This window comes from Psychroflexus sp. ALD_RP9 (assembly GCF_017311165.1).
In the GTDB taxonomy this organism is placed as follows: domain Bacteria; phylum Bacteroidota; class Bacteroidia; order Flavobacteriales; family Flavobacteriaceae; genus Psychroflexus.
The window spans coordinates 1,214,686-1,240,201 of sequence record NZ_CP062973.1 but is presented as its reverse complement, the minus strand read 5'-3'; the positions used below and the strand labels follow the sequence as shown (position 1 = coordinate 1,240,201).

Sequence of the window (25,516 nt, the reverse complement as noted above, 5' to 3'; positions counted from 1 at the left end):
TATAGTTTGTTTCTTTATTTTTGGCCTTATTAGTAAAAAGCGGTAAGATTTCAGGTTACCGCTTTTTTAGCCTTAATTTGAATCTTACTCTTGATAAACTCTTACGTAATCAACTTCTAGTGTTTGAGGGAAAACCGTATTTTCATTAGGTGAACCGACAAAAGTTCCGCCAACAGCCATGTTGATTAAAATAAAAAACGGTTTATCATAAACCCACTCACCTGGGACATCAGCTGGTGTAATTTGATTATATAGTACATCATCAACATAGAAATTGATGTAATTTGGTCCCCATTCAATCCCGAAAATGTGATAATCTGTATCAAATCTAGAATTTACCAAGTCGTAAGTTTTTGTGATGGCTTCTCCAGCTGAGTAGCCAGGACCATGAACACTGCCATGAATAATCGTTGGGTCTTGACCGCGATACTCCATAATATCAATTTCGCCCGTTTGCGGCCAACCGACTTGATCTATATCAGCTCCTAAAAGCCAAAACGCTGGCCATAAGCCTTGTCCCCAAGGTAATTTCATACGCGCTTCAAACCGACCGTATGTTTTCTCAAAATTAACTTTTGTAATAATGCGCCCAGAAGTATATCCTGAACCTTCGTAGGCTTCTTTGCGAGCCGTTATGGTTAATTTTCCGTCTTCAACTTTTACATTTTCAGGCCGATCGGTGTAATATTGTAGTTCATTATTTCCCCAACCATTTTGCCCTGTACCAATTTCATAAGACCATAAACTAGTGTTTAATTCATTCCCATCAAATTCATCTTCTAATACTAAATTATTAAAAGTTGTAACCGTCTGTACATCGTCAGTCTCGCAGCTGTAAAAGCTGAAAGCAATCAATACAGAAAATAGAATTATGTCAATTGATTTATATCGTTTCATGATTTTAATTTTTAATTAGTTAATTGAATATCATCTAAATAATAAGTGCTTCCATCTCCTGATGTACCTTCAATAAATTCGAAGAAGGCAACAATGCGTTGATAATCCAGAGAGGTATTTAATACATTACTGAAATCGAATTCAAGTTCTTCCCATTCATTTGAAGTTGTTGTGTTTACATCAACAAAAACTTGATTTCCTCCGCCAGCAGTTTCAAGCGCTAATCTTACAGGAATATTAGCTTTAGGTGAATACACTTTCATTTTTAAGGTTTGAATTGATGTAAAATCTATGGCTTGATCGAGATCTATGCTAGTACCTGCAAAAAATTGAGCGCCATTTGTTTTAACAGACTGCATAACTGTTGGTGAAGTATTGATGCCATTTGTAAATGGATTATCTTCAATAGAAGTTACAGCGCCTTCAAAACCAGTGAAACTATAATTTGCTGGGTTTGATAATTCAAAATCAAGTGGAAGTGCTACTGTTTCTGGTGTAATATTTTCGCCATCTTCTCTGTAAAAGTAAATGTTATCTACGTAGAATTCTTCTGGCGGTGTAATTCCGTTGAAATCAGCTAAAATAATTTGACCTAAATTCGTTTTAGGGTTTAAACCTGTAATATCCATATCTATGGAAATCCACTCACCTGCAACTAAGCCTTGTGTAAAGCCCTGAGATATGGTTGTATCATCACCTCCTGCAAAAGACGCATCAGCGCCAAAGTCTACTAAATCTATTCTTAAGGCCGTATTTGATGGCGGTTCATTTGGAATAAAAATATCAAAATGTAAATCTGTTGCTAATTTGCCATTAATTGTCGGTACATTTTGATTGAATTCTATTCCAACAAAATTGAAATTTAGATAATATAAAACACGATCACCATTTACAATAAAATCTGATGATGTTGTGGTTTGAAAAGGCTGATAAAATCCGTTATAAAAATCAACTGGTCTATTTTCATAAGCCTCACTAAAAATAGAGATAACACTTTCAGGGTCACGCGTTGGTATTGGCGCTGGCGTATAGCTTCCTAAAGATTCTACTGTTAAAGAGCCTTCTGCATCTATACCATTAAGGCTTGCAGTAATAACTGCTGTTCCAGAACCAACGATATTAACTTCTCCATTTTCATTTACCGTAGCGACATTTGTATTTGATGACTCAAACTCGAAATATGCAGGTGCTGCAGTAACTGTTATATCGCCACTTGGTGAGTTTAAGGTTTGTGTTAAACCATTCACTGTTAAATTACCACCAATAAAAGTTTGGGCTACTGCATCTTCTCCGTTTTGGATTTTTGGTCTTGGTTGTGCGAGTGTTCCCAGCTTTTCAAATCTCAGTTCATCAATCCAAAAAGCATAACCATAACCATTTAATATACCATCAGGATTATCTACAATTTGTTTAGGTGTAGCAACAAACCTAAGCATACCTCTTTCTTGTTTTAAAACTGAGGCATTAGGAATTGGAATAATAAATTTTTTCCAAGCAGTTGTTAAACTAACATTGGTTATAGAAGCCACAAACTTATTTTGGTCAAAATCTTCACCAAAACCAAGTTCATCAATTTTAACGCCTTCAGATGCTTTTGCCCAAAAAGTTAAGGCATCGTAATCGGTTAAATTTCTTCCAGCACCATCAATCCTTAAAATTCCACCTGCATAACCGCTTACAGGGTTATCTGCATTTGGAACATCAATTCGCATAGAGGCAGAGCCTTGATAACTTTCTTCTTCATCAACAGACCATGCTTCTGGAAAAGCATCAGCATAAGGAAAATAAAAGTCACTTCCCATATTAACAGGATTATCTGTAAAAATATCAGCGGTACTTGGGAATTCTGCTAGTACTGCATCATCAGATATATCTCTTTCACAGCTAAGACTGCTTAAAACAGCTACAGTTAATAGCCCTATATTTTTTATTGAATTTTTATAATTAAATTTCATAATAAATTATTTTCCGATATTAATATGAATGTATGTTCTAATTTCCCATTCTGAACCATTAGGAAAGCCAACTGCGCTAAGTACTGGCTGTGGTGGGAATACGTTTTCTGGTGGTGTTGCAGGAGCATACCTAGGTGAATTTTGGTCAAGTGAACGCCAAGTTCCTCTGATACCAATTTTAGTACTAGGAAGCATAAACCAATCTGGTTTTGCTAGCGTGGTTGAAACATCTAGCATAAGCTGAAGTGGAAAAGTTAGGTTGAAGTCTCTATGATAGTCAAATGGTCCCCAATCGTTAACTTTTACCATAGCTTGTGCTTTTACTTTTTTATAAATCATTCTAATATCACCACCAAAGCGCTTTATTAATCTAGGGTCGTCACCATTGGCTTGGCCATTACCATAATAGAAGTTTCCTATAAAACCTAAGTCAGGTGTTAATTTAGACACCATTCTGGTATGTGCTTCCCATAAATCTTCTGCTGGTGCAGAATCAGGAAAAGCAAAAAATGTACGATCGGCTAAAAAACCAATGTGACCATCCATTGCGGTAGGATGATGACGATAGACAAAACCTGCACTCATAGCAAAAGTAGCGTCTTCTGCTCTATCGTTATTCCACTCATACATCCATGTTCCTGGTGTTGGGTCAAAAGTTAGTAACAACTCACCAGCTGTAGTTTCACGATTGCTTCTTACCGCGAATGGGTCATCAATAATATTTCTTAATCGTCCAGGAGCATCAATACCTCTAGGCATTGGACCCACTAAAGGCTTTTGCCATAAAAAATTAGGTGCGATTTGCCATTTACCAATATTGTAAGTAAAACCTGACAAGAAATTAGATTGGTTACCGCTTCCGGAATCTTTTAATCGCCAACCTGTAAATGTTTGTGTTTGATCTGCTCCAGTATTAGCAATAAGTCCCATAACTGCACCTTGGGCATACCAATTAAATTTACCGCCTTCATAAGTGATTTTAGCTTTACCACCCCAATTATCTTCGGGTTTTATTTTATCAACAAGAACAGTATAGTTTCCAGGAGTTCCTCTTACATCTTGATACGAGCTCCCGTTTAGCGGACTTCCACTCCAAACACCACCTAAGGTTAAACCAAACTTTCCAAAATCTCTTTCTAAAGCAATTGCAGCTCTTTCGGTTGGCCATGGCGGAATCACACCACTTCGAACTTGATTAAGGTCTAAGACACGTCTTCCATTTTCATCAAACTCTAAATCGGTTTCAATATCTCTATGATAAATACCTGTGACATCCCATTTAGCGATGTTTGTTGAATATTTAAAAAGCGCAGTAGGGTTAGCTCCCCACCAAAGTTGAGGTCCAAAAGCAGCTTTAAAACCTTTAGCCACGCCTTTTCCATCAACTTCGAAACCTGAAATTTCACCACCATAAATATCTAAGTTAGGGCCATAGTTGGCCTCAGGGTATAAGCCGAAGAAATCACCCTCGTAACCCCAATGATAGTGGCCAGTTCTGTAAAAACCTCTTAAATCGAAATGTTTGGCTTTCCACTCGTATTCTGCTTGATAAACAGCAACGCGATTATTATCATTAATAACGGTTTCACCATCAGGTGATGCCACCGTAATTGGTCTGGTTCTATTTTCATAAAATATTTCATCGATTGGATTTTGAGCTATACGACCAACAATATTAAAGTCGACATTAGCTCTCATGTTAGGTGCTGGTCTGCCTTCAATTCCAACAAAATAAGATTGCATATGGTCAAAGCCAAGTTGATTTGGGTAGGCATTACTATCCGGATCTGGGTTATCTGGTGTTGTAATTAAACTTCCACCTGTGTTAAAAGTTGTAAATTGAGCTGATAATCTACTAATACTTATTTTTTCAGAGCTTCCACCACCAAGTGCAGCCTTATCACCTCGTGCTTTTAAAACAGCTTCCATTAATTGAATATTATTAAAATAGTTATCAACAAAGTTGAGGTTAACGCCTTCTTCATAAGGATTGACTTTATGCGCTTCTTTAAGTGCATAGTAAGCAGCTCTTGGGTAAAGATCGTATAAACCTCGTGCATTAGTTGGTCCTTTTGCACAGACGCCAAACCACTCTTCATTCATATTATTCTGGCCTTCAACATGATCTCTTTCATAACCACCATTAGACCATGACGCGTTGCTATCATGTACATCTAGATTATCAGTTTGCCCGTATTTCCACCAACCGTCGCTAAACTGGAATGTAAAACCGCCAATTGAGTTTTCGGCTAAACCGAGACCTGCAGCGTTTTTATAAATTTCTTCCCAATTCTCTACCATATAGTAGGCTTGGGATTTTTGATCTTCTTGATTTTCTATGGCATTAAAAGCATCAGCTCCGAATTCTGTGAAAAGAATAGGTTTGCCATATTCATTCTTAACTCTTTCAAAGGCATCACCAAAAGAAGCGCCTCTGTACATATTTGTTCCGTAAATATCTACATCAGGACATTCCTCTGCTATGATATCAAGAAAAAGCAAGTCACCATTACAAATAGCAACAGGTAGCTTATCATTAATCTGCTTCATTCTCACAGCAGCTTCATTCATAAGCTTGTACATTGGGCGACCTCTATTTTCACCTACTGCTCTCTTTTGATCTTCTTCATCTGGAAAATCTTCAGTTTCAGCTCCTGCCCAGAATAAACCGTAGTTATTTTCATTACCGAGAAGAAAAAGAAGTAAACCAGGTGTATTTTTATATTGCGAAGCTAACTGCTCTACCTCTGAAAGTAGTAACTTTTCTGTTGCTGCATCATCATATTTAGTAACTGGCGTCCAAACGCCATCAATTGTAAGACCATACCTACCAAAAGAGTGGTTTAACATGGTATAGATGCCGTAATTTTCATAAATGTAGGTTATCCATTTTGGTTGGATTCCTGTGTACAATCTTATGGTATTAACACCCATATTTTTAAGTAGACCCATTTCTGAATCAAGTGCAGCTTTGATTAACTCGTCTGATTGATTCCAAAGACTGTAATTGAAATTCGTTCCTCTTGGAAAGTAATCCCAGTTCATACCATTAATAATAAAGTCTTTACCGTCGACTTTCAATTTCATGCCTTGATTATTTGAAATTATTTCGACATTATGGCCTTGGGAAAAACTTAATGTTGAGAATAGTAAACAGGCAAAAAAGAATGCAAATTTTTTCATGTTAAAGAATTTAAGAAATTCATAGAAATCAAACTTAAAGGATTTAGTTCAATTATTCTTAAAATATTACACTACAAAAAATATACATCGCAATATAAAAACATAATTATTGACATATCTTTAAAAAAACAGTGTAAAGCTTGATTATAAGAAATATCCATTATTATTACATTTTTAAATTTATAAACAAATTATAGGGTTTGTATAGGTAATGTATAGTTTCAAATATGATTTGTAAAGGTGATATTTATTGCTTTTACATTTCGATTGAAAGGAAAACAGCCTAGCTACGCAATCGTTTTCGTATAGATTTAGCTAATAGAGATTTTAGAATATTTACGGAAGAAACTTAAGCTGTGACTAATTAGGTAATTGGTTGGTCACATCATCTGTTCTAGATTTAAATTAGATTTTAGATGTATTAACTTTACAAAAAGGTGATTTATTTTAAACATCAGTTTTTCTAATAAAAGTGTTTGGCTCTTTAACTTAGAGGTTTAAAATTGATCGTACTGCTTTTAAAAATTATTCTGTTTACTAAATAATTAAAGTTCTAAAATATAGTTAGTTAAACTAGCGTTTCTATCTAAATCCATTTTTTTTCGTAATCGGTATCGTTTTACTTCTACACTTCTAGTTGAAATATTAAAGAGCGGTGCAATTTCTTTAGAAGATAAGTTTAAGCGTAAGTATGCGCAAAGCCTTAAATCGTTTGGTGTTAAAGAAGGATGCTTAGACTTGATTTTCTTGAGAAAATCTTTATCAGCATTGTTAAAAGCTTCTTCAAAAAAACTCCAATCATCGGAATTGTTCAAATTCTTATTAATTGTTTTAAGAACATGATCTAGCTGCTTTCCCTTATTAGCTTTAACCTCTTTTAGGTCTTTTTTAATTGAAGCTAAAAATTCATTTTTCTTTATTAAACTCATTGTCGAAATAGCTAACTCTCTATTTTTATTATCAATATCCTGCTCAAGTTTTTCGTTTTTTATACGCATAATTTTTCGTTGTGACTCAAGCTCTTTTAATTCGAGATCGTTTTTAAGCTTATCTTGTAGTTGCCTTTTTTGCTTTTTATAATAGAGTTTATATAGAAAATTAATAAAAAAGCCCATGCCTATCAATACGAAAGCATATAAAATCATCATTTTATTTGTTAGATAGAAGGGTTTTTTAATCTCAAACTTATAGCTGACCACATCGCTTAGGTTTCCTTTTCCAATTCTAGATCTCAATTTAAATGTGTACTTACCGTAAGGTAAGTTTTTAAAGTTGACTTGACCATCAGGTTGCCATTCACTCCATTTATTACTATAGTTATCTAACTTGTACTGGTATTCACTTTTAAAGACTGACTGATAATTATAGGCAGTAAAAAAAAACGCAACATCATTATGCTTATTTTTAAAGATGTTACTACTAGCAGTTGCTACAAATGATGTGTCCTTGTTTTTAGAAGATACTACAATTTTGCTCAAGTTTACTTCAGCTTTTGGTCGCTCAAAATCACTAAGATTAAGTTTTAAGTATCCATTACTACTGCCTAGCAGATAACTATCAGGCGCCACTAAACTAACATTTTCATAACCAGATATTTGACGTCTACTTTCATTATTAATAGGAATGTTTTTAGTCGTATAGCCACTTTTTAGCGAACTTGGCAATAATAAGGTTATATCTGATTTAGAAAAAATCCAAATCTTACCATCTTTTGTTTTTACCAACCGACCAGAGGTATATTGATTATTGGTATAGAATTGAGAAAGAATACTGTCCTTTTGGAATTGCTTTTTAGTGTGATTATAACTAAAAATTCCATTTTTGTAAGCGTATAAAATTTTATTTTGATATTTAATAATAGAAGAATATAAACCCTTTGGTACAGAAAAATCTTTTTTAACCGAAGTTATTTCAGTTAATGAATCATTTAACTTTAACTTATAAATCCCTTTGTATTCATGGTTAACTAAAATTTCGTTTTTATTAACAAACTCAAAATATTTGGTAGAAATATTAAAGCCCTTGATTTTTTGGTCATAAACCCAAGTAGAGTCTGATTTTTTATACTTGTGAAGGCCATTGTAATTTCCTGATATAAGCGTGTTTTGATCAATAGCTTTAAACGACCAGGTGCCTTGTGCATTACTTAGAAGCTTTGCATTAGCTTTATTAATTAAAAAAGTACCTGAATTATGACCACAAAATAACTGATTATCATGATTAAACAATGTCCAGACTTGACCTTTAGTTCCTTTGATAAAATTAAATTTAGAACTTTTTTCATCACGAAAAAACAAACCTTGATTAGTCCCTAAATAAATAGTGTCTTTAATTTTAATAGAGGTGTAAACTGTGCCTAAATCACCATTCCCATCATTATAAATGCTAATTTTAGATGCTGTATTTACGCAGTTAATACCGTTATCTAAGCCAAGCCAAATATTACCTTCTACATCTTGAAATAGGTTTAAAATTGTATTATTATTTAAATTATTTTCTTGATTTAAATGAAATTTAATCTCATGATTAGAGAGTTTTAATAAGCCATGTGAAATTGTTCCTAAATAGATACCACCATTATCAACTTGAATGCTATTGTAAACAGAAATATTAGGCCATAAATCAAGATAATTGTGAGGAAGATAATTTGAATTATCACTTAGCTTAATAATGCCTTTATACTGAGTTTGAGCATAAAGTTGATTATCGATATCGTAGATATTTAAAACAAGACTTTTTTTAATTAATGGAGTTGTATTAACTGGAACTTCTTGACCATTGATAAGTTTAAAAACACCTTCATCAACTTTATGGTAATAAAGAATATTATTTACAACCATCATTTTTGTAATGCCAAATTCAGAGGTAATCACTTCAAAAGATTTAGTAGTTGTATTATAGAGGTAAATAGAATGTAGGGACTGAAATGCAATAAATTGATTTAGTTGATCTATTTTCCAGAATTGTTCATCTTCTATTAAATCTAAATCTTTAGATAATGAAGTGTATTGGTAATTGTTCTGTCCATTTTTCTTCCATACACCAAAATCCATATAAGCACCGCTATAAATTAAGCTATCTGCTGCAAAAACAGATCTTAAAATAGTTTTATTAGGTGAACCTAGTAACTCCCAACGCTCACCATCAAATTTTAAAAGGCCTTTACTATTTGCAAAAAACAAATCTTTATTGTTTGCTTGGGTCACAGACCAATTTTGATTATCAGCATTATAGTCTTCTGTAGTGAAACTTAAAACCGGTGGTAATTCTTGTGAAAAACTTAAAATAGGATAACATAAAAATGTGGTAAATATGAAAAATAACTGTTTTGAGCAATTCATAATAATGAGTAAATCTATTTTAGAAATGTTGTGGTAGATTATTTGACTGTAAATTACAACAATATATCACTAAAACAATTAAAATTCTAAAAACTATTAGATTAAGCTAAATTTTTAAGAGAAATCGAACCTAAAAAAATAATTTGTAATAAAAATGTATAGTTGGTTATAAGCTTATTTAAGCTCTAAATTTAAATCAAATTCAATAATTAATTATAGGGTCAACTTGAATGGTGCCTAGAAGTTTTCTTGGTGCTTCCATATCAAAATCATTAATATTTAATTTCAAATAGCCTCGATAATTATTATCCTGTTGTGGTAAAATATTAAAAGAGTAAGACTTAGTTTGATGTGCTATTTTAATAATAGCTTGAACTTCAAACAGGTTCTCTTTTAAATTAATTTGGGTAAGTGTAATACTTATGTAAGGGTAGTCTTCAGATTGCATTAACTTATTAAAATCACGGTTAATCATTCTGCCGCCACAATCAAAAGATTTACTTTTTAGTTTGATTTCTGCATCATCTAAAATAATAGGATTAAAGTTGATTTTATGTCAATATGATTTAACTCAAACCTTATATTTCAAATAATTGAAATTAGAAGTGGTTTTGCTAAAGCTAAAGCTAAGTATTTAATAAGCGTATGCCTTCAACTCTTCTAAACTTAAATAATCAAGCATTTTTTCATGACAAGCTTCAAGCTTTAACTTTAAAGGGTAACCTGCTTCACGACTTCTTAGCCAAACACCCATACAAATACACCACCAATCTCCAGCTTGAAGTCCTGTAAATTGCCATTCTGGTTTTGGCGTAATTAAGTCATTACCTCGCGCTTTATTCCACTCTAAAAAACCTTGCGTTACTTGAGCGGCAACAATATGTAAACCTGGATCTTGCTTAGTGTAACTGCAATATCCATCTCTAAAGACACCAGTTTTGGGGTTAAAAGAACAGGCTTGCAATTCTGTACCTAATACATTTTTAGCCATAACTAAAGTTTAACTACTAAAATAGTAGAGGTTTTTTAATCTTAAGCTTAAACTAATCTTAAATCTAAGCTACTTTAAAGCCACGTGAGGCTTCATAAAGTTTAAACCAGTCTTGACGTTCTAGATTAAGCTGCTGTGTTTCTACTAATAACTTTGCTCTATTAATCGATGTTGTACCTATAATTGGCAAAATATCAAATGGTAGTTTGTTCAGAAATAATAATGCAAGTTGAGCTTCTGTGACTGAATATTTGATACCTAATTCTGCCAAAACTTTTTTTAATCGATTGTCAGTACTTAATTTAAAAATATCACCTAAAGGCTGCCAAGCCATAGGCTGAATTTGCCGTTGAACTAAACCATATAAATGGTCACTCTCTAAGGCATCAAGATGTGTAAGCGAAATTTGAATTTGGTGATAAGCAATTTTAACACTAGCGCTTAAATAGTCAATTTGTGCTAAACTGAAGTTAGACACACCAAACTGTTTAATTAAACCTTCATTTTGAAGTTGCTTTACAGCTTTAGCAATTTCATCGCTTTGCATAAGCGGACTCGGTCGATGCAATAAAAAAACATCTAAATAGTCACACTTTAAATTGGTAATACTTTGTTTGGCTTGAACAACGATATAATCTGCATTATACTGGTAATGCTTCAAAAGATTTTGGCGCTTTTTAGACGGTAATTGTATGCCACATTTCGAAATAATTTGAATATCTTTTCGATTAATTTTGCTTGCTTTTAAAGCATTTCCAAAATCAGCTTCCGTGGTATAATCACCATAAATATCGGCATGGTCAAAACTGGTAATACCGTTTTCAAAATTAGCTTCGATGCGTTGAGAAATTTCTTGAGTCGTTAACTGCTTTCCCCATCGACCATAAGTCATACAGCCTTGAATTAAAGGAGACAACTTCATTTTAATAGCCAAGTTTTGTTCGCACGCGATTTAGCACATCATTAGCCACATCTGCTGCTTTTTGGGCACCAATCTCAAGCTGATTGTCTAATTCTGCTTTATCATTCATGTAATCTGTAAAAGCTTGGCGTTGCTTTTGATATTTTTCAACGATCAGCTCAAATAAAGCTTGTTTAGCATGACCGTAACCAAAATTACCAGCTAAATATTTCGCTCGTAAGTCTTCAGTTTGATTGGCATTACCTAATAGCTTGAAAAGTTGAAAAACATTACAAGTTTCTGGGTTTTTTGGTTTTTCAAGTGGCGTGCTATCGGTTTGAATACTCATAATTTGTTTTCGTAATTGTTTATCTGTTTGAAACAAATTAATGGTATTGCCTTTAGACTTACTCATTTTTTCGCCATCAGTCCCAGGAATATATTTGGTGTTTTCTGCGATTTGAGCTTTTGGTAGCACAAAGGTATCACCAAATTTAGCATGAAATCGCTCAGCTACATCTCGCGTCATTTCAATATGTTGCAATTGGTCTTTGCCTACCGGAATTATTTCAGCGTCATAAAGCAAAATATCGGCTGCCATAAGCATCGGATAAGTAAATAAGCCGGCGTTAACATCAGCGAGACGGTCAGCTTTATCTTTAAATGAATGCGCTAGCGTAAGCCTTTGGTATGGAAACATACAGTTTAAATACCAAGTTAATTCTGTTACTTGAGGTACATCACTTTGCCTGTAAAAGGTACTTTTATTTACGTCTAAGCCAAACGCTAACCAAGTAGCTGCTGTAGCATAAGTATTCTCTTTTAAAATTTTAGAATCCTTTATCTGTGTAAGTGTATGCAAGTTAGCAATAAATAAAAACGAATCATTATTTGGTTGGTTAGCCATTTCTATAGCTGGTATTATAGCACCTAATAAATTTCCTAAATGTGGGACGCCAGTACTTTGAACGCCTGTTAATATTCTTGACATGCTTCTAATAATGTTTAAGGCGTCAAAGATAATTAAAAGCTTTCAGTATCAATAGAGTTTACTAAATTTGGCAGCTATGCGATTTATTAAGATTCCATTTATAATTGTTTGGAGACTGTGGTTTTATCTCTTAGTCATAGTTCCTATTTTACTTTTATTTCCAGCACTTTTAGCAACAACTACCAAAGAAAAGCATTATAAATATGCTTATCGTATTGCCCGATTTTGGGCGAAAATTATTTTGTTTGGTATGGGCTTTATACCAAAAATTAGTTTCTTACAAAAACTTGAAAAAGACAAAAGTTACATGCTTACAGCTAATCATACGAGCATGATTGATATTATGATGATGCTTTATGTAAGTAAATCGCCGTTTGTTTTTATCGGAAAAAAAGAGTTAAGCAAATTGCCTGTATTTGGTTTTTTCTATAAAAGAATGTGCATTTTAGTAGATCGTAAAAGTCCGCAAAGTCGGCGTGATGCTTTTGTAGAAGCACAAAGACGTTTAAGTCGAGGCACAAGCATTTGCATTTTTCCTGAAGGCGGTGTTCCTGACGATATTACGATGATGCTAGATGAGTTTAAAGATGGTGCGTTTAGACTTGCTATCGAGCACCAAATACCTATTGTACCTATTAGCTTTACAGATAACAAAAAGCGCTTTCGCTATGAGTTTTTTACAGGATCGCCAGGTATTTTAAGAGCTGTTATTCATCCGTTTATTTCAACCCAAGGTTTAAGCTTAACAGTAGAACATAAAAAACGGCTCAAGGCTGAAACCCGAGCCGCTATTGCTTCTTCTTTAGAATGGTAACTTCAGTTTTTGCAAGCTTTAAAATGGAAATATAGCTTGAAATCTAAACATGTGCTGGTCTTCTTCAATTGTGTTTATTAATTGAGTGTAGTCAGAATCCCATGAGTTTTGAGATAAATTGAAGTCGTAGCTTACTTGTAATCTTAACCAAGGTTCTAAGTCTTTGTCGTTAAATTGAAAACTCATCACTGGTCCTAAATACCAATTGTTTAAATCTATTTTGGTAAGCTCGCCTAAATTAGACGGGTTGGCTAAATCGGCTTCGCTGTTAGTGTTATAAAGCTCATTTTCAATAAAAGTGTAATTAATTCGGGCACCGAGATTAAATTTATGTTGGTTAATTTTAAATAAATTATATTGATAACCTAAACCTATTATATTACGAGATAATTCATAATTATAACCGTTTTGATCATCTTCAGATCCTGAATTAGCCCATTCTAAACTGTACATGCTTTTAGGTGTTTGCACGGTAAAACCTAGTGACATCTCAAAATCGGTTGTTCTAATTTCTGGGAATTCATCATTTTGAAGTGCCGAAGAAAGATTAAAATCATCGGAGTTTTGAATACCAAAACCAATATAATAAATAAGGTCGATTGGTTTTGTTGAGGTCGAATCACTTTGGCTAAAACTAAAACCAAAGCTCAAAACAAAACATAAAGTAAGTAGTGTTGTTTTCATGTGTTTGTATTTTTATTATTAAATGTTGCTTTATAAAGCTAAAATTTAAGAGTTTTGTATCCTTAATTTTAACTTCATATTATGACTAGCAACCCAATTATTATGCCAATAATTTTGTTAATATTATTTTTAACAAGCGCCACAAGCCTAAAGGCTCAATCTAAAATTGTGGGAAACCGAGAGGTTAAAGAACAACAGCAAATTTTTGATGAGCCAATAGAAACCCTAATTGCAGGCTCTAATTTAGAGATCGAATTAATCAAATCAGCACGAGCATCGGTTACTCTAGAAGCTGACTCTAACTTACACTCAGCTGTTCAAATCGATTTATCTAATAGGGTTTTAAATATTTCGGTAAGCAAAGAGGTAAAACGTTCAAAGTCTTTTAAAGTTATGGTAAGATACACTGACGACTTAAAAACAATTGTACTTAATGATGAAGCAACTTTAAAGGCTAAAGACAAAGTTTCTACCACACAACTTAACCTTACTTTAAATGATGATGCTTCGATAGATACGCAAATTAAATGCGATGAATTTACACTCAACAACAACAATAGTGAAGGTTTTAAGGTGTCTACCAATTGCAAACTTGAAATTGAAAGTCAAAAAGCAATCTTAAATTTGAATAAAAAAAGTAATAACAATATCGAATTAAATAGTGAGAGCTTAACACTTTCTATAAATGATAAAGCTGATTTAAGCTTATCAGGTTTTGCAAAAAAGGCAAAACTGACGGCCAATCATTCTTCTAAAGTAAATGCTGAAAAATTTAAAATAATGAATTTAGATCTCTACACTTCTGAAGACGCTGAAGTAGCTATTTTTGTAGAAAACCTTGTAAATATTTCAGCCTCAGGAAAAAGTGTTATTGAACTGTTTGGCGAAGCGCGTATTCGTATAGATGCCTTTAAAAATAAAGCGCAATTATTAAAACAGGACTAAACTATTGGTCTTTGTTTAAAGCTTCAATTAATTCGTCGGTTATTTCAAGGGTATGATAAACGTTTTGAACATCATCATCATCTTCAAACTTATCGATAAGGTTCATGATTTTGATGGCATCTTCAATTGGTAATTCTGTCGTGTTTAGTGGTATTCTTTGTAAACCAGCATTTTTAGTTTCTATTGATAAGTCTTCAAGCTTCTGATTCATTTTTCCGAAGTCATTAAAGTCTGTATAAACTGTTAAAAAGTCGGTTTCATTTTCAAAGCTTGTCGCGCCACCATCAATTAATTCGAGCTCTAATTCTTCAATATCTTGTGTAAGATTTTGTTTGGCAATGGTAAATACGCCTTTATGGTCGAATAAAAACTCTAATGAACCATTAGTACCTAAACTTCCGCCGTTTTTTGAAAAAATAGAACGTACTGAAGCTACCGTTCGGTTGGTATTATCTGTTGTGCATTCTACAAAAATAGCGATGCCATTGGGGCCATAACCTTCAAAAGTGACGGTTTCGTAATTTTCGGCATCGGCGCCAGAGGCCTTTTTAATGGCACGTTGAATCGTGTCTTTAGGCATATTTACGCCTTTTGCGTTGGCAATAGCGTTACGAAGCGAAGGATTAGATTCTGGATCTGCGCCGCCACCTTCTTTTACAGCAACCGAAATATCTTTTATTGCTCTTGTAAATTCTTTTGCACGCTTTTTATCTTGGGCGCCTTTTCTATGTTTAATATTAGCCCATTTACTATGTCCTGCCATAATTCTTGGTTTCTAAATTAATGGTTGTTAAGTCTAGTGTTTAAGCATTTTGTTTAAACATCGTCATAATCAATCGTCAGGTTTTCACTTAATGGAAGTCCTTGGCAGGTTAAAATTAAACCTTCAGCGGTATCTTCATCAGTAAGTATTTGGTTTTTTATCATTTCAGCTTTTCCTTCGGTAATTTTTGCAACACAACTACTGCAAATTCCACCTTGGCATGAATAAGGTGCATCGATGTCTTGCTCTAAAATCGCATCAAGAATTTTTTGGTCTTTAGGCATGCTAAATTCAAATTCTTCATCATCTAAAATCACTTTAACTTGTGTTTGACCGTCATGATTTTGACTAGCTTCGGCATCTTCAGCTGAAAAGAAAAGTTCAAAATTGATGTTTTCTTCAGGGATTTCTTGTTCTTTTAGTACTTTAATAGCATTGTTTATCATCGGTTCTGGTCCGCAAAGATAAACTTGATTAAAATTGAAGTTGGCATACTTGTTTTTAATCACATAATTAATAGTAGGTGTTTCAATACGACCAAATTGTGCGTTATCCTCTTTGGTTTCGCTATAAATAGACTCTATAAAAAATCGCTCAGGATAGCTTTGCTGAAAAGTTAACAACTCTTGTAAATAAATACTTGACTTTGGCGATTTATTGCCGTAAACCAATACAAATTTAGACCTTGAACTTTGTTTTAAAACAGATTTAATCATGCTCATAATTGGCGTAATGCCACTACCAGCAGCAAATGCAATAAACTGTTTGTCTTCAATTTGTTCTGGCAAAGTAAAATTACCTTCCGGAGCGTGAACACCTAAACTGTCGCCTGGTTTTAATTGTGTATTAACGTAGTTTGAAAATACACCTTGATCTATCGCTTTAACCACAACCGACAAAGCTTCATCTGGCGAAGAGCTAATAGAATAAGAACGTCTCACATCTTCACCTTCAATTGAAGTTTGAAGCGTTAAATATTGCCCAGGCAAATAATTAAATTCAGATTTTAAATTTTCAGGGACTTTAAATATAAGTTCGACAGCCTTATCTGTTTGGCGATTAATATGTTGAATTTGAAGTGTATAAAATTTCATAATTAAAATTTTAAACAAAAATACAATCTTAGCTTAAAATCAAGCTTAAATTAATAGTTCCTTATAAAATTTTAAGTACGTTTTGCTCAGCAATGGCATAGACATGCTCGTTTTCTTGTGGTGAGATTATAAACTTACCTGTAAATGCACCAAAAGCTGGTAAAATAAGTTGCTGAGGCTTGTGGTAAAAACAGGCTAATTTTAGCGATTGTTTAGCTGAACCTTTAAGATGAAAACCAGGGTGAATGTGGCCACAAATATTAAAATAGTCTTCTGTAACCTCAGGATGATGCGTGAGTTTGAAGTCTTGTAAGTAAACTTCGGTTGAAGTTTCTATGCCTAAATTTTCAATTTCTCGGTTAGAAATCAAATCATGATTACCAATGACCAGCCTAAATTTTAAATGATGATGGAGCTTAACCCATTTTGTAAAACGTTGCCAATCGCTATTTTTGGTAGAATGAAATAAGTCTCCCAAAAAGATAAGTGTTTCTGGTTGAAAATGATTAATTACACGATCTAGTTCAATATAATTTTTTAAACTTAAAATTGGCGGAATAGCACTCCCATGTTTTCTAAAGTGTTCAATTTTTCCCAAATGCACATCGGCTATAATTAAAGTGCTCATTTGTTTAATAAACACTGCGCCAGAATAGTGCAGCTCTATATTTGTGTTATAAATTTTTAGATTCAAATTATCAAACTTTAATGAAATTTAGATAAAAGACTGGTATTTAAATTATAATTATTGCTTAACTTTAATCAAAATAATAACTTTGACACAACAACCAACCAATATGTGTATTAAAAAGTTTTTGGTTTGTTTGGTTTTATGCATAACAAACCATTGTTTGTTTGCCTCTAATCAGCACCCTAAAATTGACAGCCTAAAAGCTGAGCTTGTAAAAGCCTCTTCTCAAAAAGCAAAAGTAGACCTTTTTAACCGAATCGCTTACGAATATATTTACATTAAGTACGATAGCATTAAGCCCAATGCAGAAAAAGCAATTTCAATTGCTAATAAAATTAATTATGAAATAGGTATTGCAGATGCCCGCAAAAATTTAGCAACATTTTATTTTTTTGATGGCAATAGACAAAAGAGTTTCAAGTCAATTAACCAAGCAATTTCATTTTATAAAAAAATAAAAGACTCTGCTAGAATAGCAAAAGCTTATAATAACCTCGCCAACTTATATAAAAATTTTGGCTTGCTTAAAGAATCGCTTAAAGCTTATGATTCGGCAATTTATTTTAATACTAAAGTAAAATCTAATCAAGGTCTTTTTAATAATTATTATAATATAGGTGGCATTTATTTAAAGCAAGGCGACTTAAATGAAGCTTTAAAAAATTATAATGTCGCAAAAGAAATTAATAAAACCCTTAAAGACAAAGGTTCTCGTGGCAGTGTACTTAGTGGTCTCGGTTTAGTTTATACAGAGCAAGGAAAGTTTGACTCTGCTGTTGCTTCCTTTCAGAAAAGTTTAAAGATTTTTAAGGAAGTTGGCCGATCTAGAGATGCCGTGGCAATGGCTAACAATCTTGCAGATATTGAGCGTAAAAGAGGTAATTATTTAAATTCAATAGAATATTTTGATGAAGCTTTAGATGCTGCAAGAGCAATTAATAATCCAAGAATGGAAGCCATTTTACTGCTCAATCTAGCTAATAATTACTTAGAGCTAAACGATAATGAAAAAGCCTTAGAACTTTACCAAAAATCGGCTAAAATAATAAAAGGCATAGATGATTATGCTTATGCAGCTGCGCTTACCAACATTGCAATGGTAGTTGAAGAAGACAAACCTAACGAAGCCTTACAAATATACAAAACAGCTTATGAGGTTTATTTAAAAATGGATAGTAAACCACAACTTGTTGGCAACTTAAATAATCAAGCCAACAACTTGTTTGGCTTAGGGCGCTATCAAGACTCTAAAAACACTTATTTAAAAGCTAAAAAACTTTTAACCAATTTAAATTTAGACTATCTCGAATCTTCTACATTTTTAGGCTTATCAAACGCTAGCTTAGCTTTAAATCAATTAGATTCTGCTCAAACCTATGCCGATAAGGCTTTAAAGCTTGCCCGAAAAACACAAGCACTAAGTGAAGAAGCTGAAGCTACACAATTACTCTACAAGCTCGCTAAACTTAACAATAATTACAAAACATCTTTAGAGTACTTAGAACTTCATAGACAACTAAAAGACTCTCTTTTTAATCAAGATAAATCTCGAGAACTAGGTAAACTAGAAGCCGAACTCGAATTTAAAAATTTAAAAGAGCAACTTCAGCTTGAACGAAATCAAGAAAGTGTTGAAAGTGAATTAAAACTCAATTTAAGACGTAATTTTATTATTGGTTTAAGCATAATATTAATAGGTACCATTATCATTATAATCCTATTATTAATTCTCAAAAAAAATCAAGCAAAAGCTAACCAGCAACTTGAAAGTTACTCTAAAGAAATTGAGTTACGTAATAACAAACTCCAAAAACTACATACCCAAAAAAACCGTTTAATATCTATCATATCTCATGATTTCAGACAACCTTTAACTAACCTTGATCAAATATTAAGTTTTTATCTTTCAAAAAAAATCTCTAAAGAAGAGTTTGACCAATGGTTACCTAAAATTAAACACAAGCTTGATTCAACCCAAAACTTAATCAGCAACTTATTAAAATGGGCCAAACAATCTATAAATGAGTTTAAATTAAATAAAACTACAATTGGTTTACACGACTTGACAACAACCATCATTAATGATTTTAATCAGGTTATTGAATCTAAACAACTTAAGATTATAAATCAAGTTCCTACAAGTCTAAATATCTATATCGACAAAAACACACTGGAACTTTGCTTAAGAAACTTGATATCAAACGCCATCAAGTTTTGTGAAAAAGAAGATAAAATTATAATTACGGCTTCTCAAAACGAAACTCACACTCGTGTTTGTATTGAAGACACAGGCATAGGAATGAGTGAACAAACAGCTAAAAACTTATTTGATAGCGATGATATTATTTCTGCTATCGGAACAAGCCAAGAAAAAGGTAGTGGCATTGGTGCCGTACTTTGTAAAAGTTTTATTGAAGAAAATGATGGCAAGATTTGGGTAGAATATTCAAAGCCAAATCAAGGTACAAAAATCTGTTTTGAAGTTCCCGTTAAAACTACCTAAAGCCTTCGTTTCAGCCGAAGTTTTCCCTTATTTTTGATACAAAAAGTTCATGTTTCAACTTTCAGCAACTTATACAGACTTGTATCAACTTACCATGGCGCAAGTCTACTTTCAAGAGCAAAACAACCAAACGGCAGTTTTCGACTATTTTTTTAGAAAGCTCCCTTTTAAAAACGGCTACGCCATTTTTGCTGGTTTAGAAAGTTTTATTACTGCACTCGAAAATTTTAATTTTACAAAACAGGACATTAATTATCTTAAAAATCAGGGTTTTGACCAAAGCTTTTTAGATTATTTAATTAATTTTCAATTTACCGGTGATATTTTTAGTGTAAAAGAAGGTGATATTGTGTTTCCAACACGACCAATTTTACAAGTCAAAGCGCCACTCATAGAAGCGCAAATTATAGAAACCTTTTTGCTTAACACCTTAAACTTTCAAACCTTAGTAGCTACAAAAGCTAGCCGGATGAGACAAGTAGCACCACAACAAACCTTAATTGATTTTGGTATGCGAAGAGCCCAAGGCATTGGTGCACATTTTGCTTCACGCGCCGCTTTTATCGGCGGATTTGACGCTACAAGTAATGTTAAAGCCGCAAATGAATTTAATATTCCTGTTTCTGGTACTATGGCACATGCATTTGTACAAAGCTATAATAATGAACTTGATGCATTTAAAGCTTATGCAAAAGCACATCCTGAAAACTGTATTTTACTCATCGACACCTATAACACGCTTAAAAGTGGTCTACCAAATGCTATTAAAGTTGCTCAACAGCTGAAAACACAAGGCCATCGACTTAAAGGTATTAGAATAGACAGTGGTGACTTAGCTTACCTCTCACAACAATGCCGCGAACAGTTAGATGCTGAAGGTTTAAGCGATGTTAAAATAGCTGTTTCAAATCAACTTGATGAACATGTCATTAAAAGCCTACAAGAGCAAAACGCACCGATTGATGTTTTTGGTGTTGGAACTAATTTAGTTATTGGTCATCCCGATGCCGCCTTAGACGGCGTTTATAAATTGGCCTTTGCTAATAAAAAACCTCGTATTAAATTATCTGAAAATATAAGCAAATCTACTTTACCACATCAAAAACAAGTATATCGATTACGCAATACTAATAATGAACTTATCGGTGCAGATTTAATTGCTGAAGCTAAAGAAACACCAAACTTCACTCAAATGTTTCATCCCTTTGATTTAACTAAATCGATGCCTTTAGACCAATTGAAGTTTGAAGCTTTATTAAAACCTATCGTACTTAAAGGAAAACGCCAAAATTCCCCAAAATCATTACATGAGATCAAAGCTTATTCGGCAGAGCGATTAGCTGAATTACCGGCCGAATTTAAACGCTTTGCCAATCCTCATATTTATAAAGTTGGTTTATCACAACAACTACTTGAAGACCGCGAACAATTACGAACAACCTATAAATCTTGATAATGAACACATTACTAATTATAGACCCACAAATCGATTTTATGCCAGGTGGCCAATTAGCCGTTCCAAATGGTGACAAAATTATAGAGCCTATTAATGCCATTATTTCTACTTATGATTTAGTCGTAGCCACGCAAGATTGGCATCCCGAAAACCACATGAGTTTTGCAAATAATCATGCCCAAAAACAAGCCTTTGAGAGCATTAAATTAGCTAACGGAAACTCACAAACCTTATGGCCAACGCATTGTGTTCAAGGAAGCATCGGCGCCGAATTTCATCCAGAATTAAACACCAAGCCTATCGAAGTTATTTTTAGAAAAGGGCTTCACCCAGAAATAGACAGTTACAGTGGTTTTTTTGATAATTTTAAACAAAAAAATACGGGATTATCAGGTTATTTAAAAACAAAAGGGGTTTTTGAGTTTGATATTTGCGGCCTGGCTGGCGATATTTGTGTTTACTTTAGTATTAAAGATGCTATAGAACAAGGCTTTAAAGTTAATTTAATTGAAGCTGCCACTAAAGCCTTAAATCCTACCACCTATAATCAACAAAAAATTGAATTACAAAACTTAGGGGTGAGTTATAAGTAGCTCAAAACTCTTTGGTTGAAAATACTGAAAGATGTAATATTATGACAACTTTTCCTTTCAACTAATTTATACGCTTATTAACACTCTAGATGCATTTTTTTAAGCGAATAGCTTACTACCAGAAGCAAAAAACATATCTTTCTAATGTTTAAAACATACTTTTATTGTAAAATATGTTTGTGGAGTGATTTTAAGTGTTAATATAAGATTTTGTTTTTTTATTAAAACTTACATTACAATTCAAATTTAATAATTTACAAAATCATAAATTAATTTATTTTTACGGGACGTTGAGCAAAATTATGTTTAACAATAAAAAATTTAATCATCTTTTCATTATTGGGGTAACTTTATCTGTTACCTCAATTTTTTTAATGTTTTACAATATAAATAGTAATGACAACAATTTAGAGACTGAAACCTATTCATCAATTAATCAGTTTTGGTTTTATATTTTATACGGTATTTCACTGGGACCAATTTTAGAAGAATTGGTATTTGATAGTATTTTTTTAAGGCATAGAATATTTAAAATTTTAGGCCTATTTGGTCTTATAATCTTAGTGTTTTTTGTTTTAAATGTTAGACTTATAAACGTAATTACTTTAATTATTTTTCTTTGTTTAATATTACTTAATAAACTATATCACCAATCTAAAGTTTATTTTGTTTTAGCCCTTTATGCAAATGCATTTTTATTTTCAGCCATTCATTTTAAGCAAATTGAATATGATAATCTATTTTTTCTTTCTTTTTTATCAAGATTTGGTGGACATTTAATTGCTTTGTGGCTCGTGCTTAACTACAATCTGTTTGCCGCCATAACATATCACATAGTTAAAAATACGCTATTAACTTTATTTGCTTATGACTTTTATAATTTAGACTTTTATAGTAACCAAAGTGATTTTAAAAGCATAAATACAAAGCAATTTTATATAGAATACGCAGAAACTAGTTTAATATCAAAACATAAAATTAGATATTCAGACACTTTATGGAATTGTAATTCATGTAAGTTCACCGATTTTTATCAACATTTAGATGACAGAAAGCTTTCAAAGATTAAACAATCAAACAAGTTGATTTATGACATAAACATTACAATTAAAACTAAGCAACATCAACCAAAAGCTATTATTTTAGAAAACTTAGATCAAGTTCTTAAATCTAATCAGCTTATCACTGAATAAATAGCAGCTAAATACAAATTACTTCCTTAACTTCTTCAGCATGGCTTGAATGCGGTCTTCTAGCTTTTCAGAGGATAGTTTTTCACGTAAGCGATCGGTGATGATAGGAAACGAAAAAGGCGTAGGTTGTTGACATTGCTTTACCAAAATTTCTTGGGTGCTGATGTGTTCTAAAGCTTGTTGCAAACGACCATGCTCCAATGAAAATTCAAAGGTTTCGGTCATGGCTTGTTTAAATAAGGGATTGTCAGGTTCAAAGTCCTTAAATACATCAAAAATAAGCTGTGAGCTAGATTGTAAATGTTTGCTCTTGAGTTGCTTATTAGGATAACCCGTAAACACAAGTCCGGCAATAACAGCAATATCTCTAAACTTTCGGCGAGCCATTTCGGTGGCGTTTAAACTTTTCTGTAAATCGTCTAGCACATAGGTTGGTGAAAATAAATTATTGTCTACAACCTCTTGCAGATCTACAGGTTGATTCGAGAGCAACTCAAAGCCGTAATCGTTAAAGGCCAACGAAAAGCTGATAGGTTGCAACAAGCTCATACGATAGGCTAATAAACTGCCCATGGCTTCATGCACAAAACGACCTTCGAAGGGATAAAATAAATGGTGGTAACCTTCGCGTGTTTTGAAGACTTCAATTAAAAACTGATGTTGCTTGGGAACCGAAGATACTTCAGCCTGAGTTTGTAAAACCGGTGCTAAGGCTTTTATTTCTTCAGCAGTTGAAGTTTGGTAGTTATACAATTCAGCTTTTAAAAGTTCACTCATTTGAGAAGATAGGCTCAATCGGCCGCCCATCCAACTCGGAATTTTTGAAGTTTTTTTGGTTGATTTTCGCACTAAAACATGCATTTGTTTGATCCGAACTAATTCTAAATTTCGGCCTGCAAATGTAAATACATCCCCTGGTTGAAGTTTAGAAATAAACCACTCTTCTATAGTACCGATAAAACCACCTTTAAGATACTTTACACTTAAAACCTGATCGCTTACTATAGTTCCTATTTGCAGTCGATGCCGCATAGCAATACCGCGATTATTGACTTTAAATTTGCCATCTTCTTCAATTTCTACCTTGTGGTATTCATCGTAGTTTTGCAAACTTTCACCACCTTTGGTAATAAAATTCAAGGCCCAGCGCCAATTATCTTCTGTCATGGCTTGAAAACAAAAAGTCGATTTAATTTCAGGATAAATATCCTTCGGATAAAAGCCATCAGATACAGCTAAAGTGGTTAAATACTGAACGAGAACATCAAAACTGTTTAGGTAAGGCATGCGGTCTTCAACATAATCTTGTTGTACTGCTTTTTGTAAGGCTGCAGCTTCTACCAATTCTATAGCATGTGTTGGTAAAAAGTAAATACGACTGGTTTTTCCTGGCTGGTGACCACTTCGGCCAGCTCGTTGAACAAATCTAGCAACGCCTTTTGGGCCTCCAATTTGAACAATAGTTTCAACTGGTGCAAAATCGACTCCTAAATCTAGACTTGAGGTGCAAACAACGGCTTTTAAACTCTCGTTTCTAATCGCTTGCTCTACCCATAATCTCGTGTCTTTGTTAATACTACCATGGTGCATGGCAAATTCGCCTGCAAACTCTGGATATTTTTCTAAAATCTTTTGAAACCAAATTTCACATTGGGAACGTGTGTTTGTAAATAGTAAAGTGGTTTTTGATTGTTTGATAATCTTAACCACATCATCTATTAAATGAAGTCCGATATGCCCACGCCAAGGGAAGCGTTCCATTTCTTTTGGAATTAAACTTTTAACTTCAATCGATTTATGAAGTTGTGCTTTAATTAAAACAGAGGCGTTTTGGGTTGAAGAATTTAAACCTAAAAGCACATCTCTTGCTTGCTCTAAGTTGCCAATTGTGGCTGAAATACCCCAAATTTTGAGTGCTTGTTGTATAACTTTAAGTCGTGATAATGCCAATTCCATTTGGACGCCACGTTTGGTGCCTAAAAGTTCGTGCCATTCATCAACAACAACAGCCCGACAGTTTTTAAAGGTTTTAGGGTAATTTTTAGAAGCTAACAGTAATTGAAGACTTTCGGGCGTCGTGATTAAAAGATGAGGCATTTGTCGTTTTTGGCGTTGCCGTTCTTTCTGGCTGGTATCACCTGTTCGTATACCAACGCTAAGATTTAAGTCTAAGTCAGTAATTAAACGTTCAGCCGATTGCCGTATTTCTTGCGACAAAGCGCGTAAAGGTGTAATCCAAACCGCTTGTAAGCCTTTAGGTGAATTAGAATTTTGAATAATTTCTTGAATAATAGGCACCCAAAGTGCGTAGGTTTTACCACTACCTGTTGGCGCATTTAATAAACCATGTTTCCCTTCAGCAAAAGCTTGCCAAGTGTCGGTTTGAAATTGAAATGGCTTCCAAGATTGTTTAGCAAACCAATTTTCAAAAAGCTTAAAATCGCTCATAACTCAAAAGTATGGCAGTTTGAAATAATAAGCGACGATATTCTTTGATTTAAGATTAGTTTAGCGTTAAAAT

General features: G+C 33.3%; 19 protein-coding genes. 6 read left to right on the top strand and 13 right to left on the bottom strand.

The genetic code is table 11. The features are described from left to right. Nucleotides 1-84 precede the first annotated feature (84 nt). From IMZ30_RS05895 to trpS, 8 genes are all read right to left on the bottom strand, one after another. The gene (locus IMZ30_RS05895; protein WP_207039622.1) at nt 85-897 is read right to left on the bottom strand and encodes a family 16 glycosylhydrolase; all 813 of its coding nucleotides are present in this window, start codon (nt 895-897) and stop codon (nt 85-87) included. Between the two features lie 11 nt (nt 898-908). Then, nucleotides 909-2,852, bottom strand: a complete 1,944-nt coding sequence (locus tag IMZ30_RS05890) for a glycosyl hydrolase family 16 (RefSeq protein ID WP_207039621.1) — start codon at nt 2,850-2,852, stop codon at nt 909-911. A gap of 6 nt (nt 2,853-2,858) precedes the next feature. Continuing rightward, entirely contained in the window at nt 2,859-6,035 is a 3,177-nt protein-coding gene (locus tag IMZ30_RS05885) for a glycosidase (protein WP_207039620.1), read from the bottom strand. Between the two features lie 545 nt (nt 6,036-6,580). Beyond that, on the bottom strand, nt 6,581-9,376 hold the full coding sequence (locus IMZ30_RS05880; protein ID WP_207039619.1) for a triple tyrosine motif-containing protein: 2,796 nt from the start codon (nt 9,374-9,376) through the stop codon (nt 6,581-6,583). 202 nt (nt 9,377-9,578) lie between these two features. After that, a complete protein-coding gene (locus IMZ30_RS05875; protein ID WP_207039618.1) occupies nt 9,579-9,824 on the bottom strand; it encodes a hypothetical protein in 246 nt (81 codons plus the stop codon). A 186-nt stretch (nt 9,825-10,010) separates the two neighbouring features. After that, the gene (locus IMZ30_RS05870) at nt 10,011-10,367 is read right to left on the bottom strand and encodes a DUF2237 family protein (RefSeq protein WP_207039617.1); all 357 of its coding nucleotides are present in this window, start codon (nt 10,365-10,367) and stop codon (nt 10,011-10,013) included. 64 nt (nt 10,368-10,431) lie between these two features. After that, nucleotides 10,432-11,289, bottom strand: coding sequence for an aldo/keto reductase family oxidoreductase (locus IMZ30_RS05865; protein ID WP_207039616.1), 858 nt, complete (start codon nt 11,287-11,289; stop codon nt 10,432-10,434). A gap of 1 nt (nt 11,290) precedes the next feature. Next, on the bottom strand, nt 11,291-12,259 hold the full coding sequence (gene trpS / locus IMZ30_RS05860; RefSeq protein ID WP_207039615.1) for a tryptophan--tRNA ligase: 969 nt from the start codon (nt 12,257-12,259) through the stop codon (nt 11,291-11,293). Nucleotides 12,260-12,335: 76 nt separating this feature from the next. On the opposite strand from trpS, the gene IMZ30_RS05855 reads away from it, so the two are divergent. Further along, on the top strand, nt 12,336-13,073 hold the full coding sequence (locus IMZ30_RS05855; protein ID WP_207039614.1) for a lysophospholipid acyltransferase family protein: 738 nt from the start codon (nt 12,336-12,338) through the stop codon (nt 13,071-13,073). Nucleotides 13,074-13,091: 18 nt separating this feature from the next. Here IMZ30_RS05855 and IMZ30_RS05850 read toward each other — a convergent pair whose 3' ends face one another. Beyond that, nucleotides 13,092-13,757: a hypothetical protein gene (locus IMZ30_RS05850; RefSeq protein WP_207039613.1), complete on the bottom strand. Its 666-nt coding sequence runs from the start codon at nt 13,755-13,757 to the stop codon at nt 13,092-13,094. Nucleotides 13,758-13,859: 102 nt separating this feature from the next. Between IMZ30_RS05850 and IMZ30_RS05845 the strand changes: the two genes are divergently transcribed. After that, nucleotides 13,860-14,702: a GIN domain-containing protein gene (locus IMZ30_RS05845; protein ID WP_207039612.1), complete on the top strand. Its 843-nt coding sequence runs from the start codon at nt 13,860-13,862 to the stop codon at nt 14,700-14,702. A 1-nt stretch (nt 14,703) separates the two neighbouring features. Here the strand turns inward: IMZ30_RS05845 and IMZ30_RS05840 are convergent, their stop codons facing one another. The 3 genes from IMZ30_RS05840 to pdeM form a co-directional block, all read right to left on the bottom strand. Then, on the bottom strand, nt 14,704-15,465 hold the full coding sequence (locus IMZ30_RS05840; RefSeq protein WP_207039611.1) for a YebC/PmpR family DNA-binding transcriptional regulator: 762 nt from the start codon (nt 15,463-15,465) through the stop codon (nt 14,704-14,706). Between the two features lie 53 nt (nt 15,466-15,518). After that, on the bottom strand, nt 15,519-16,559 hold the full coding sequence (locus tag IMZ30_RS05835; RefSeq protein WP_317194398.1) for a ferredoxin--NADP reductase: 1,041 nt from the start codon (nt 16,557-16,559) through the stop codon (nt 15,519-15,521). A 61-nt stretch (nt 16,560-16,620) separates the two neighbouring features. Further along, nucleotides 16,621-17,253 (bottom strand): ligase-associated DNA damage response endonuclease PdeM, encoded by a 633-nt coding sequence (gene pdeM, locus IMZ30_RS05830; protein WP_207039610.1) that lies wholly within the window; start codon nt 17,251-17,253, stop codon nt 16,621-16,623. Nucleotides 17,254-17,335: 82 nt separating this feature from the next. On the opposite strand from pdeM, the gene IMZ30_RS05825 reads away from it, so the two are divergent. The 4 genes from IMZ30_RS05825 (at nt 17,336) to IMZ30_RS05810 (ending at nt 22,995) form a co-directional block, all read left to right on the top strand. Further along, nucleotides 17,336-19,753, top strand: coding sequence for a tetratricopeptide repeat protein (locus IMZ30_RS05825; RefSeq protein ID WP_207039609.1), 2,418 nt, complete (start codon nt 17,336-17,338; stop codon nt 19,751-19,753). A 49-nt stretch (nt 19,754-19,802) separates the two neighbouring features. Next, nucleotides 19,803-21,206, top strand: coding sequence for a nicotinate phosphoribosyltransferase (locus tag IMZ30_RS05820; protein ID WP_207039608.1), 1,404 nt, complete (start codon nt 19,803-19,805; stop codon nt 21,204-21,206). A gap of 2 nt (nt 21,207-21,208) precedes the next feature. Then, entirely contained in the window at nt 21,209-21,802 is a 594-nt protein-coding gene (gene pncA, locus IMZ30_RS05815) for a bifunctional nicotinamidase/pyrazinamidase (protein WP_207039607.1), read from the top strand. 302 nt (nt 21,803-22,104) lie between these two features. After that, nucleotides 22,105-22,995, top strand: coding sequence for a hypothetical protein (locus IMZ30_RS05810; RefSeq protein WP_207039606.1), 891 nt, complete (start codon nt 22,105-22,107; stop codon nt 22,993-22,995). 18 nt (nt 22,996-23,013) lie between these two features. Here IMZ30_RS05810 and IMZ30_RS05805 read toward each other — a convergent pair whose 3' ends face one another. Beyond that, on the bottom strand, nt 23,014-25,443 hold the full coding sequence (locus tag IMZ30_RS05805; RefSeq protein ID WP_207039605.1) for a ligase-associated DNA damage response DEXH box helicase: 2,430 nt from the start codon (nt 25,441-25,443) through the stop codon (nt 23,014-23,016). Nucleotides 25,444-25,516: the final 73 nt, after the last annotated feature.